Source organism: Maridesulfovibrio bastinii DSM 16055, assembly GCF_000429985.1.
In the GTDB taxonomy this organism is placed as follows: Bacteria; Desulfobacterota; Desulfovibrionia; order Desulfovibrionales; family Desulfovibrionaceae; genus Maridesulfovibrio; species Maridesulfovibrio bastinii.
The window spans coordinates 41,061-53,487 of sequence record NZ_KE387014.1 but is presented as its reverse complement, the minus strand read 5'-3'; the positions used below and the strand labels follow the sequence as shown (position 1 = coordinate 53,487).

The 12,427-nt window shown below is 42.7% G+C and carries 10 protein-coding genes; 5 read left to right on the top strand and 5 right to left on the bottom strand.

Annotation, left to right across the window (positions count from 1 at the left end; genetic code table 11):
* Positions 1-11 precede the first annotated feature (11 nt).
* Together G496_RS0114650 and G496_RS0114645 are read right to left on the bottom strand one after the other, a co-directional pair.
* A complete protein-coding gene (locus G496_RS0114650; RefSeq protein WP_027179924.1) occupies positions 12-722 on the bottom strand; it encodes a FadR/GntR family transcriptional regulator in 711 nt (236 codons plus the stop codon).
* Positions 723-869: 147 nt separating this feature from the next.
* On the bottom strand, positions 870-3,704 hold the full coding sequence (locus tag G496_RS0114645; RefSeq protein WP_027179923.1) for a M16 family metallopeptidase: 2,835 nt from the start codon (positions 3,702-3,704) through the stop codon (positions 870-872).
* 363 nt (positions 3,705-4,067) lie between these two features.
* Between G496_RS0114645 and G496_RS0114640 the strand changes: the two genes are divergently transcribed.
* Genes G496_RS0114640 through G496_RS0114630 form a run of 3 tightly spaced genes read left to right on the top strand, consistent with a single transcriptional unit; the run spans position 4,068 to position 7,305 of the window.
* Positions 4,068-4,718: a succinate dehydrogenase/fumarate reductase transmembrane subunit gene (locus G496_RS0114640; RefSeq protein ID WP_027179922.1), complete on the top strand. Its 651-nt coding sequence runs from the start codon at positions 4,068-4,070 to the stop codon at positions 4,716-4,718.
* 8 nt (positions 4,719-4,726) lie between these two features.
* Complete coding sequence (locus G496_RS0114635) at positions 4,727-6,565, top strand: fumarate reductase flavoprotein subunit (RefSeq protein WP_027179921.1); 1,839 nt, start codon at positions 4,727-4,729, stop codon at positions 6,563-6,565.
* 2 nt (positions 6,566-6,567) lie between these two features.
* Positions 6,568-7,305 carry a fumarate reductase iron-sulfur subunit gene (locus tag G496_RS0114630; protein WP_027179920.1) on the top strand — a complete coding sequence of 246 codons (738 nt, stop codon included), beginning with the start codon at positions 6,568-6,570 and terminating at the stop codon, positions 7,303-7,305.
* A 539-nt stretch (positions 7,306-7,844) separates the two neighbouring features.
* Here the strand turns inward: G496_RS0114630 and G496_RS0114625 are convergent.
* The gene (locus G496_RS0114625) at positions 7,845-8,474 is read right to left on the bottom strand and encodes a YigZ family protein (protein WP_027179919.1); all 630 of its coding nucleotides are present in this window, start codon (positions 8,472-8,474) and stop codon (positions 7,845-7,847) included.
* A 205-nt stretch (positions 8,475-8,679) separates the two neighbouring features.
* Between G496_RS0114625 and G496_RS0114620 the strand changes: the two genes are divergently transcribed.
* The gene (locus tag G496_RS0114620; RefSeq protein WP_027179918.1) at positions 8,680-9,024 is read left to right on the top strand and encodes a DVU0772 family protein; all 345 of its coding nucleotides are present in this window, start codon (positions 8,680-8,682) and stop codon (positions 9,022-9,024) included.
* Between the two features lie 80 nt (positions 9,025-9,104).
* Here the strand turns inward: G496_RS0114620 and G496_RS19950 are convergent, their stop codons facing one another.
* Entirely contained in the window at positions 9,105-9,953 is an 849-nt protein-coding gene (locus G496_RS19950) for a methyltransferase domain-containing protein (protein WP_051295079.1), read from the bottom strand.
* Positions 9,954-10,453: 500 nt separating this feature from the next.
* Here G496_RS19950 and G496_RS0114610 point away from each other — a divergent pair, with 500 nt between their 5' ends.
* Positions 10,454-11,647, top strand: a complete 1,194-nt coding sequence (locus tag G496_RS0114610) for an aminotransferase-like domain-containing protein (RefSeq protein ID WP_027179917.1) — start codon at positions 10,454-10,456, stop codon at positions 11,645-11,647.
* Positions 11,648-11,748: 101 nt separating this feature from the next.
* Here the strand turns inward: G496_RS0114610 and G496_RS0114605 are convergent, their stop codons facing one another.
* Positions 11,749-12,339, bottom strand: coding sequence for a hypothetical protein (locus G496_RS0114605; protein WP_027179916.1), 591 nt, complete (start codon positions 12,337-12,339; stop codon positions 11,749-11,751).
* Positions 12,340-12,427 lie beyond the last annotated feature (88 nt).

Sequence of the window (12,427 nt, the reverse complement as noted above, 5' to 3'; positions counted from 1 at the left end):
ATCCTTTTTCACTAAGAAAGTTGATGGGTTTGAGATATATTTACAGTGATGGAAGTCTCCTCGGCACAGTCGAGATGTTCTTCCATCAGCCTTTGTGCTCTGTCTCCGTCCTTATTTTCCAGCGCATCCAGAAGTTTATAATGGTAATCCAGCGACTTTTTCAGTCTTTCCGGATTGATTAGTGAAGTTGAGCGGGTTTCTGAAATCTCGGGATCAAGGACAGTCATTGTGGCGGTAAAAAAAGAATTACCGCTTGCTTCCGCAATGGTGTGGTGAAATTTTATATCAAGGTCACTGACATCTTCACCGGCTTTGAGCTTCCTTTCCTGATCACAGATAATAATTTTAAGCTTTTCAATATCTTTTTGAGTGCATCTTAATGCTGCTGCGGCAGCGATATGGGGTTCAAGAGCCCGCCTGAATTCAAAGATTTCATGTACTCTTTTACGTTGTTTGGAGAAGGCTTCGTTTAAAGCCTGTAGGGAACTGTCCTCTACAGGGACGCTTATGTATGTGCCGTCGCCTCGCCTGCTTTCAACTATTCCCAGCTGTGCAAGTGAGCGGATTGCTTCTCTGACAGAACTGCGTGAGACTTTAAAAATATCCGCAAGGGTCCTTTCCGCAGGGAGTTTCTCTCCCTGCTTCAATCCCTCTTTGGTTATCAGGTCCTGAATTTGTGCTGCTACGGTTTCAAAAACCGAGGTGTTGTCTGTGTTTTTCATATTCGTGTAATGGTCATGCCAATTTTTGTTATTGTGGTTATTGGTCTGACCAATACTAGCTTATAAATTGATTGGCAAATCATTTCTGCATAAAAAAAGCCCCTGCTGAAAAAAAATCGGCAGGGGCTTTTGAGTTGCGTTAGACTGCTAGGGTTGAACTTTAATCAGGTAATGTTCATCCCAGTTGATATATTTGTTTACAAGATTTCTTATATCAGCAGCATCCATTTTTTTGGCCGTTTCTATTATTGTACGGTCACGGTCGGGAGAGAAGCCTCTTACTGCTAAACTGGCAGATTCACGACTGCGTGAAATAAGGCTCTGATGTTCCTGATAATATTCTCCACTGAGAATATTTTTAGCTCTGTCAATTTCAGTCTCAGGCAGATTGTTGTTGTGAAGTTTTTCAACGGTCTTTTTGAAACCATCAATAGCCTGATCTATCTGTTCAGGCTTTGTTCCGATGTAAAAAGCCATGAACCCCGATTTGGATGACTGCCATAAGAAGGCTGTTACAGTATATCCAAGACCCTGTTTGTCTCTCAGGTCACGGAAAAGCAGTCCGCTTTGTCCTGCAAGTGTGGCCCGCAGCAATGAAAGAGCTGCACTGGATTTTTTGTCTTCAAGTCCCGGAACAGGGAAGACCGCCATGATGTGTGCCTGATTGCGGTCCGGAAGATTTAAAGTGAGTTCTTTTTTCATTCCCCACTGGGGTCTTTCCTGAGCAACTGCATTCTGGACACTAATATGTGAATCAAGAGTCTTGGCAAATTTTATTACAGCGTCACGGTCATATTCACCGCAAACAGCAAGTACAAACGGACGTGAAGATTGTTCCTTCCAGAAATTCTGAACATCATCCCGGCTGAACTGCATTACTTCGGAAGGCTGTCCCAGATGGAAGTATGAAAATCCGGTATCCTTGAAAAGGAAAGGGAACATATTTCTGAAAGCCAGACTTACAGGTCTGTCCTCGCGTTGCTTGATGCTTGAGACCTGATCCAGTCTCGCTCTGTTCAATTCTTCCTCTGAAAAGGCCGGATCGATTATAATATCAGATACCATAGGCAGCATGTCGGCTGTGAAGCGTGAAGGAAATTTTGCGTTAATGGCAAAAACATCACGCCCGGCTGAAGAGTTCAAAGTTGCTGCGCGGTCAGAAATGAAATCTTCAAGCTCTGTTGCATTCATATTGCCGGTGCCGCGAATAAGAGCTCCGGAAACAAGAGCAGAAAGTCCCTGCTGTTCGGGAGTCAGGTCAGAGTCTCCTCCAAGCCAGTATAATGACATAGCTGTATAGGGAAGAGTTGTGTCAGGTATGAATATTACTTCTGAACCTCCGGGAAGATGAATGCTGCCCTTTTTCCCGGTATCCATGGATGTAAGGTTCTTCCGTTCTTCTTTCTTGTCCGGCCAGTATTTGATAACATCCTGTTTCAAGGATTCAGCACTTATCTTGCTGTCCTCAGGGACCAGAACACATGCGGAAAGTTTTTCAGGTCTGAAAAACTCCTTATATAATTTCTGGAGCTGTGAACGTTCAATATGCTTAATGTTGTATAAGTAGTTTTCTTCGGCCTGCTGTCCGCCCTCAAAGAACTGGAAGTATCCGAGCTTGGATGCCAGCCCTGAAAGAGTCTCTTTAGTCAGGAAAAGGGAATCTTCAAGATTCAGAAGAACCCGGTCCATTTCCCGGTCGCTGAAGCTGTTCATATCAACATCAGCCAGCTCCTGCATAAGCTCTGCCCAGAACTCATTAACTTTGTCCGGGTCCAGAACCGCGTATATATAAAGCATTCCGCCGCGTTCAAGCGTGAGAGAGGATACTGAAATGCTGTCGACAATACCTTTTTCATATTTGAATTTTCGGTAAAGACGTGAGGTTTCCCCGCCACCAAGCAGATCGCACAGGGTTTCAAGACCGACAGTTTTTGCTGATCCCAGTCCCGGAACAGGGAATGCCGCTCCGATATAGGCTTTATTCCAGTTACCGTTGATAACTTTTGCCTGAGGTGCGTCAGGAGTTGATAAGGAAAATTCGACAGGCGGTACAACCGGACGGGAATCTTGAAGCTGTCCACAAAGTTTGCGTGCTTCCTCAACAACTTTTTCGGGGTCTATTTTACCGACAACGCTGAGGAGCATGGATTGGGGTTGATAAAGTCTTTTAATATATGCGTGGATATCTTCGGAAGTGATTTTTTTAACTGTGTCACGATAGCCGATTATAGGCCACTGATAGGATGTTCCGTTCCAGACCATTGATTGCAGGGTTTTGAAAATTCTGCTGCCGGGGTTGTCTTCTCCCCGTGCAAGTTCCGACAAAACAACTTCTTTTTCTGAAACAAGTTCTTCAGGATCAATTTTGGCGTTGAAAGCCATGTCGGTGACAATGTCCATTCCAAGCTGCCACTGGTTGTCAGGCACTTCAACGTAATAGACTGTGTAGTCGAAACTGGTGGCGGCGTTCATGTCACCCCCTACTGATTCAACTTCAAGAGCTGTCTGTCCGGGAGCCCGTTTTTCGGTTCCCTTGAATACCATGTGTTCAAGCAGGTGGCTTATGCCGGCCTGTGAAGGATCTTCGTAAGAAGAACCGGCATGGACAAAGAGTCTTACATTGACCAGCGGGAATCTATCATCATTTTTTATGAGCAGGGTGAGTCCATTCTTAAATTTCAGAACGTGCGGACCTTCACCGGAAGCCAGAGCGTGGGATATTTCTTCACGCAGCTCCTTCATGGCTTCTTTGTTCATAGGATTATCTGAAACATTTTTATTCAGTTCCTCTGCTGCCGCGGAAGTACTGTTTGATTCCATTTTTTCTGTCTGAGCCTTGGCTTTTTTGCCGGCCGGAACTTTTTCCATAGTGCATGATCCAGCCATCAGCAGAACCCCGACAATAAATGCGAAAATAAGTAAATATTCAAAGCCGTATCCTTTAACATCAGCATATGATTTTCGTTCGTGAAAGGGGAACATCTCTTTAAAACTCCCATGTGTCAATTAGGTTTCACATGTACCGGCATGAAAAATTAAAAATTTTTTGCCATCGACATGAAAAGTAAAAATAAACATCAGTTTGAAATGGGTCAACTTGCTTCATACTGTTTGCTATTCTTTCTTTTTTGCTCTTTTAAGAATTAAAGGTCCACCAGTTTCGTAAAAACAGGTTCGTCAAGCTGTGACAGCCTCATTCGGTGTATTTTAAGCCTTGAAAAATAAGGGTTTGAGGAGATCTTAAAACTAAACATTGATTGACAAAACAATTCCGTGTCTTCATTATCTTTTGGTCTAAAAATAGTTTAGTTGCGAGGTTTTTTCATTTTTTAAACGGAGGTATCAATGTCTGTTGACTCAATGACGTATCCGGTCTCAAAAGGCCGGAGCGACGCCCTTATGGATTGGCTCCAGATGCTTTCCGGGGCTGCCCTGATTCTGTTTGTGCTGCTGCACATGACTCTGGTTTCAAGTGTGATCATAAGCCCGGATATTATGAACGCGATAGCCGGGAAATATGAGCATCTTTATCTGGCCCAGATCGGCGGACCGGTTCTTTTCCTGCTCTTTTTATTCCATTTTTACATTGCGGCCAGAAAAATTCCTTTCAGGCGCGAGGGCCAGAAGATTATCTGGTCACATGCTAAAATGCTGCACCATAATGATACCTGGCTCTGGATTGTTCAGGTTGTCACCGCAATGCTTATCCTTGTCATGGGCTCCATTCACATGTGGGCTGTTCTAAGTGATCTCCCTGTGAGTGCCGCCAAATCGGCAGCAAGAATACAGAGTGGACCGTGGGTATATTTTTATCTGCTGCTTTGCCCGCTTGTTGCACTGCATGTAGTTGCCGGACTTTACAGAATAGCTGTAAAGTGGGGATTTGTTAAAGACCGCAAAAGGGCAGGCCTCCGTAAATTTGCTACGATTCTCGGAATAGCCATGGTTGTTCTTTCCGTCTTTACTCTCATTCGTTTCATGACTCTTTCGGTTTAGGGGGACGAATGCAGACTGTATATAAGGACGTTTTAATTATCGGTGCCGGACTTGCCGGAGAGCGTGTGGCTGTTGAAGCCGCCGGGGCAGGGCTTTCCGCAGTATGTCTGAGTATTGTTCCAGCCAGAAGATCACATTCTTCTGCTGCTCAGGGCGGTATGCAGGCTTCACTTGGAAACAGTGTCATGGGTGAAGGGGACAGCACTGATGTTCATTTCGCTGATACTGTAAAAGGCTCAGACTGGGGTTGTGATCAGGAAGTTGCACGCCTTTTTGCCAATGCCGCTCCTATCGAAATGCGCCGTCTGTGCCAGTGGGGCGTTCCCTGGAACAGGGTTGTTCCGGGAAAATCCACTTATTTCAAGGGTGGCCAGAAGTTTGAAAAAGTTGAAAAAGAAGAGAAACGCGGTCTGATTACAGCCAGAAACTTCGGTGGTACTGCCAAGTGGCGCACCTGTTATGTTTCTGACGGAACCGGGCATTCCGTTTTATATACTATGGATAACCGTTGCGCCCAGCTTGGCGTTGAGGTCCATGATAAAACTGAGGCTATCGCTTTAATACATGACGGCGAAACATGTTTTGGAGCAATTGCCAGATCTCTCCGGACAGGAGAGCTGATAGCTTATATCTCCCGTGCTACTCTGGTTGCCGCGGGCGGGTTCGGAAGAATATACAAAGCTTCCACAAATGCTGTCATCTGTGATGGTGGAGCACAGGGTATGGTGCTTGATACCGGTGCTGTTCCTCTGGGAAATATGGAAGCAGTGCAGTTCCATCCTACCGGAATTGTGCCTACTGATATTCTGGTTACCGAAGGATGCCGTGGTGACGGCGGAACTCTTCTTGATGTCAATGAAGAACGGTTCATGAATATTTACGAGCCGGACAAGGCTGAACTTGCCTCCCGTGACGTTGTTTCCCGCTGGATGACCTATCACATGCGTCAGGGCAAAGGCGTTAAGAGCGATTATGGTGATCATTTATGGCTCGATATCCGTCATCTCGGTGAAGCCCACATCACCGGAAAACTGCGTGAAGTTTATGAAATCTGCACATCCTTCCTTGGTATCGATCCTATTCATCAGCTGATTCCGGTGCGCCCGACCCAGCACTACAGTATGGGTGGAATAAGAACTGATAAAGACGGCTCTGCTTATGGATTGAAAGGGCTGTTTTCCGCAGGTGAATCTTCATGCTGGGATATGCACGGTTTTAACCGCCTTGGTGGTAATTCACTTGCTGAAACATGTGTTGCCGGTGGAATTGTCGGTAAAAAGCTGGTTGAGTTCCTTAAAGGTTATGAAACAGCTATTCCGACTGCCATTATTTCTGATGCCGCTAAAAAGCAGGAACAGCGTATTAAAGATCTCATGTCCGGTGTAAAAGGACATGAAAATGTTTATAAAGTTCGTGCTGCAATGCAGAATGCTCTTGATAAGGGAGCGCATGTATTCCGTAACGAGGAAGGCCTTACCGAGTGCGTAACTTCGTTGCAGGAGATACTTTATCGTGCAAGACGTGTCGGACTGAAAACAAACGGCCTTGGTGCAAGTCCCGAGCTTGCCGCTGCATTGAAAATTGAAGGTCAGGTTAAGCTTGCCCTGTGCGTTGCTTACGGCGCATTGCAGAGGACCGAATCACGAGGCAGCCATAACCGTGAAGACTATCCTGCAAGAAACGACCGTGACTGGCTGACAAGAACACTGGCCTACTGGAAGAATCCTTCGGATGATCTGCCCAGCCTTGAATATGAACCTGCAAGTACTGTTTTCGAAATTCCTCCGGGAGACAGGGGATATGGCAAGATGCAGATTATCAGTGCTGACAGCAAGGAGGATAAGTAGCCGTGGCCAGGATGTTGAAATTTAATATATTCAGATATAACCCGCAGGATCCCGCTTCAGTTCCGCATATGGAATCCTTCGTTCTGGAAGAGTCGACCAGTATGACTTTGTTCATTGCTTTGAACAGACTGCGTGAAGAGCAGGACCCTTCGCTTCAGTTCGAGTTCTGCTGCCGGGCTGGAATCTGTGGCGCCTGCGCCATGGTCATCAATGGCCGGCCGGGGCTTGCCTGTCATACTAAAACCAAAGATCTTCCCGGCGAGATCAATCTTATGCCGCTTCCGGTTTTCAAACTGGTCGGAGATTTGACTGTTGATACCGGAACCTGGTTTAGGAGCATGTATGACAAAGTTGAGTCATGGGTGCATACTTCCAAAGAGTTTGATCCTCAAAGCGTTGAAGAACCCATGGATAATACTGATGCCGAAGCGATATATGAGCTTGACCGCTGTATCGAATGCGGATGCTGTGTTGCTGCATGCGGAACAGCCAGACTCCGTGACGATTTTCTGGGAGCGGTTTCGCTTAACAGGGTTGCCCGTTTTGTAATTGATCCTCGTGACGAAAGAAAAGATAAGGATTATTTTGAAATTATAGGTAATGATGAAGGCATATTCGGCTGTATGGGGCTACTGGCTTGTGAAGACATTTGCCCCAAGCGTTTACCGCTTATGAACCAGCTGGGCTTTTTACGCCGGAAGATGGGTATTACTGCAATTAAGCAGATTTTTAAAAAGTAAAACAGTTTCATTTTAAATATTATTTAAAACTCCTGCGGAGAAGCCTCTGCAGGAGTTTTTTAATATTTTTAATGATGGATATTTGAGCAGACAAGCAATTTTCATTCAGTTTCCAGTAACGATTTAAGATTAGGCAGTGAAATGTTGAGATAAAGTGTTCTGTGTGACATTTTATAGACGATTTTAAAATGTCATATTTTATCTAAGTTCAAAGCTTGACCATGGTAATTTATTTTTGTACTTGGGGGACACGTTCTCGCGAACGACCTGTTTAAGAATGTATTACAGGCTGTCTTTTTTACAGGCAGACTGCTGCAAACTGCAGGAGCTTTAATTCTGCTTTAAATTAAACAGGTATCCGGAACTTCTGTTCCCTATCCGGCAAGCACCGGATAGTTACTCCCTGCAAGCTTCAGGACACCATAGGAACTCCTGACTTGGTATAATCAGGTAATTGCTGTAAAGCTGAAACCCGCTGAAGATCTGTTTCTTCAGCGGGTTTCGGTCATTTTAGAGGCATAAGCGATTCAGCAGTTTTTTTAACTGCTCCATATTTCTTCATCGTCAATCAGCGTTTCAGCTCCGCCATTTGTTTTTTCGGTTAATGCGGCTACAAAATTTTCAACTTCATTAGATGGCATTAGCAGTGTGAATGAAACTTTGTTCCCAAAGGTTTGATCAGTTATTTCCGCCCGAAAATCATCAAGCATCCGGCGTAAGAGACCTTCCTGAGAATATTCAATTTCTGTTATCACTCTGGTCATAGGAACCTTCATGACAACCGGAACTTCTTCAAGTGCCTGTTGTACTGCCCCGGAGTAGGCTCTTAAAAGTCCGCCTGTGCCTAAAAGAATTCCTCCGAAATAGCGCGTTACAACAACAGCTACGTCTCCAAGGCCGCTTCCCTGAAGCACCTGAAGCATTGGTTTGCCTGCTGTTCCCTGTGGTTCTCCATCATCACTCATCCCCATATCCCCAGTATCGGGTGGTCCTGCTATGAAAGCAAAACAGTGGTGCCGGGCATCAGGGAATTCTTCTTTTATTCTGGCTATAAATTTTTTGGCTTCTTCTCTGTTCTGAGCCTGAATCAGATCGCATATAAATCTGCTTTTCTTAATTATGATTTCTGTTCGAATATTGGAACCGGGAATTTGATAGGATTTTTTCATATTTGCCTCGGCAGGAAAGTAGATAAAAGCAACCGCCTGAGTCAAGTTTCATGCGCTTAAGTAATCTATTTTTGCTGTTTTGTTTTTTGATAAATTATTTATCAATTTTTCTTGACAGAATAATAATAATTGTTACTATTAAATAACGATGAGGTTGGGAAGTTGAATAAGATTTTAACAAGAGATTGAAGATAAGGAGGAAATTATGGGAAGCCTTAGAAATTACAGAAATTATGATATCGATTGGGATATGACCCCTGAAGATGCCGTCATGCTTTATCTGGAATGGGGTAACCATCCCTGGGACAGCAAGTTTGTTCCGGTTACATCTAAGAATGATTATACAACTTATTTCACCGTTTATAACTGGGATGAAAAGCCGAGAGTGCTTTTGATTCGCAGGAATTCGGAAGAGGCAAGAGAGCTGCTCAGTGTTGATCTGCCGCCTCATCTTGCCGAGAGATTCAAGGAAGAAGTCGGAGGGCTGAAGGGTACTTATCCTGTAAATGCTGAAATCCGTGAATGGCTTGAGTCTCAAATGAACAATTAACTCCCCATCTCCTCATCATCTCTTGCAAGGGCCTGATTCGTCAGGCCCTAATTTTTTGTTCTGGTAGAAATAGTATTGAGTTAATTAGATGAATTCTTTTTAGCTAATGGTGGGTACATTTGGGGTTTATCTTTGCAGACCAGCCCTCCAAATTTGATATAGAGTGAATCTCTGACTATTTTTCTATACTTTTTAATTGGTATTATCCCTGAAATAATGTGAACTAAAGATTTAGCTAAATATATTTTTTTGGGAGGATGTTCCATTTTTTTTAGTATTAATAAAGCTAACTCAGGATGAATAGCTTTTAATTCTGGTACTATTTCAAAGTCATAGTTTGGAAAATTTTTTTCCACAACTTTGGAATTGGCATAGATAATTAAATTTTGCCTATAATGGTTAGGAATGTCTTTTTTATCCCAAATAGTTGGTCTTATTAGATCTAATGGATAGAATCCATTGGACCTAAATTTATTAGCCCAATACTCAGGCCACTGCTCATTTACATGTGAAAGGCCTCCCTGCCCAGGTATCGCAGCGGAAAATAAAATTATATCAGCCAATGACGTTAGCCGATTAACAAAGGCATCAGCAAATTTACTATCCATGTGTTCAGCTACTTCAAGAGTTATTGCTAAATCAAATTTTTCAGTTACTCTATTAGTAAAATCCTGGGTCAAATCGAAAGGAATGAAATTTTTTTCTGGAATTTTTAGTAGTTTCCTATTCACATAATCGCCATCAATTCCGATTACTTTTTCAAATCCATGATCTTGGCAATTTTTTAACCATCCACCAACTCCGCAACCAATATCAATAGCAGTATTCAGATTTGGAAAAATGGAAATTAGCTCTGGTATAATATATTCTGCAGCTCTCACGCTACCATCAACTTGCTCATTGTAGAAGTCATCATCATAATTATTCATAATAGCTCAATTCCTTTTAATTAGGGGAATGTTCTCCGTATATTCTGCACATCTTTTAGCTATTAACATTATTGTGGTCAATTTAAAATTTATGTATTAATTACCTATTTTTTATGAAAATAATATCCAATTAAGCAAATTATAAAATTGAAAAATTAGATAGCAAAATTAAAATTAGCTCAAATTTATGTGTAAATTTTATTATTAAAAAGTCTTCTAAATTGCAGTATCTTATTAATTAAAAAATTGTTTTAATGTATTCTGCTAAAATAATTTAGTGACTGCCTTTATCTGCGAATGAAAGTCTGTTAGTATTATCTGTTCTGCTAAAAATAATCATCAACTGTACTCTTGTGTTCGGGGGAAAAATCAGTAGTTTGAATCCTTCGCTCATATGATCCTACCCTTCGCATATTCCCATTTAAAAATATCCGGATCAGAGCTTTATATATAGTATCTTGCAACTTTTGCAGACTTTCCATTGTATTAAGGAGACCGCAATGGCTACCAAATTCGCAGACCGCATGCAGACCGTTCACAGGTCATTTATCCGTGAAATCCTGAAAGTTACTGAAGATCCTTCCATTATTTCATTTGCCGGGGGACTACCTAATCCTGAATTATTCCCGGTTGAAGCCATGCGTAAGGCGGCGTCAGATGTTTTAGCAGAAAGCGGCAAAGAGGTGTTGCAGTATTCCACAACAGAAGGATACCAGCCTCTGCGTAAATTTATTGCTGACCGTTATAAGTCAGAAAAGGGCATTGAAGTTGATCCGGAAGATATTTTATTAACCACCGGTTCGCAGCAGTGTCTTGATCTGCTTGGAAAAGTATTTTTGAATTCCGGAGACAGAGTCATTATTGAACGTCCCGGTTATCTTGGTGCTATTCAGTCTTTTTCTTTTTTTCAGCCTGAATTTGTCACGGTCGGACTAGAAAACGACGGCCCTGATTTAAATGAACTGGAGAAAATTCTGGCAATGGATAAGGTTAAGATGTTTTATGCCGTTCCTAATTTTCAGAATCCTTCCGGACTCACTTACAGTGCTGAAAAACGTAAAGCCGTTGCGGAATTGATGGCTGAAAGCGATACTCTTTTTATAGAGGATGATCCTTACGGTGAGCTGCGGTTTATGGGTGAGCACCAGACTCCTCTGTCAAAAGGCTACCTCAAAGACAACTGTGTCCTGCTGGGGTCTTTCTCCAAGATTGCCGCACCGGGATTCAGGCTTGGCTGGGTAGTTGCCGAAAGCGAGGTTCGTGATAAGCTTGTTATCGCAAAGCAGGCTTCTGATCTGCACACCAGTACAGTTTCCCAGCGCATTATGTATCGTTTTATGAAAGATAATGATATCGATGCCCATATTGAGAAGATCAGGGAACGCTACAGACGCCAGCGTGAAACTATGGTTGAATGTATCGAGAAATATTTCCCTGAAGGTGTTGAAATAACAAAGCCTGAAGGTGGAATGTTCCTGTGGATTACACTGCCCGAGGGCATGTCATCCATGGATCTTCTGGATACAGCTGTGGCCCATAAGGTTGCATTTGTTCCGGGGCGTCCGTTTTATGTTGATGGAAGCGGTGAAAATACTTTCAGATTGAACTTCTCAAATTCTGATGAAGAGCATATCGAGGAAGGCATTAAAAGAATGGCTGACTGTCTGAAAGATTTCTTCTCCGCAAAGAAGTAAACCAGCAATTCATTCTTAAGAATATTCTGTGTTAAAAAAGCCGCCGTATTTTTAAAAATACGGCGGCTAATTTTTTATACAGTTCTTTTAATATAATCTGCTTATATATATGAATCCAGATGCTTTTCCTTTTCAGTTTGCCCGGAACTATCAGTCTCTGAAATCTCCTTATTCTGAGGGTCTGCCGGATTTTCTGGTTTCATTTCGGCAATAGCTTCCTCGGGGTCGCTATCATGCTTAATTTTATAGGTGTCAGGGGAGAGCTTCTTTTCTATTTTTTTATCCTGATCTTCTTCACGTTCTTTCCGGTCATCATCTAATTGTTTTTCTGTTTTTTCAGCTGCATAGCGTTTGGCCTCATCCTCTGCTGCTCGTCCTTTTTTCTGACCTTCCAGAACCCTTTCTGCGTAGTTGTCACCACCTCCTCCAGAGTTGATGAGGCTTGCCATATTGTCTTTAAATTTTTCATCTATTTTTAAAGAATCAAGCAGGGCCGCAGTGTATTTAGAGTCTTCCTTCTGCTTATCGAAAAAGTGACTGGACATATCAATTGTTTGCGAAAACTGATGCCCAACAGTGGATATTTTTACTGGCTCTTCTTTGGCAATAGCAGCTTCCGGGGTTTGTTCCGGTTCGGCTTTTTTAATTTGAGACAAATTAAACGTAAATGTTGAATTAGAATTTATTTTCATAAGATGTCTCCGGTCACAGCTGATTTACATAATTTTGTTATAATTTTTATCGGTTCTTTCTTAATATTTCTTAAGGCTGGAATCTGAA

What these genes read in the sequence shown, in the direction of transcription:
- G496_RS0114650 (WP_027179924.1), bottom strand. Translation starts at nt 722, where the DNA reads ATGAAAAACACAGACAACACCTCGGTTTTTGAAACCGTAGCAGCACAA.
- G496_RS0114645 (WP_027179923.1), bottom strand. Translation starts at nt 3,704, where the DNA reads ATGTTCCCCTTTCACGAACGAAAATCATATGCTGATGTTAAAGGATAC.
- G496_RS0114640 (WP_027179922.1), top strand. Translation starts at nt 4,068, where the DNA reads ATGTCTGTTGACTCAATGACGTATCCGGTCTCAAAAGGCCGGAGCGAC.
- G496_RS0114635 (WP_027179921.1), top strand. Translation starts at nt 4,727, where the DNA reads ATGCAGACTGTATATAAGGACGTTTTAATTATCGGTGCCGGACTTGCC.
- G496_RS0114625 (WP_027179919.1), bottom strand. Translation starts at nt 8,474, where the DNA reads ATGAAAAAATCCTATCAAATTCCCGGTTCCAATATTCGAACAGAAATC.
- G496_RS0114620 (WP_027179918.1), top strand. Translation starts at nt 8,680, where the DNA reads ATGGGAAGCCTTAGAAATTACAGAAATTATGATATCGATTGGGATATG.
- G496_RS19950 (WP_051295079.1), bottom strand. Translation starts at nt 9,953, where the DNA reads ATGAATAATTATGATGATGACTTCTACAATGAGCAAGTTGATGGTAGC.
- G496_RS0114610 (WP_027179917.1), top strand. Translation starts at nt 10,454, where the DNA reads ATGGCTACCAAATTCGCAGACCGCATGCAGACCGTTCACAGGTCATTT.
- G496_RS0114605 (WP_027179916.1), bottom strand. Translation starts at nt 12,339, where the DNA reads ATGAAAATAAATTCTAATTCAACATTTACGTTTAATTTGTCTCAAATT.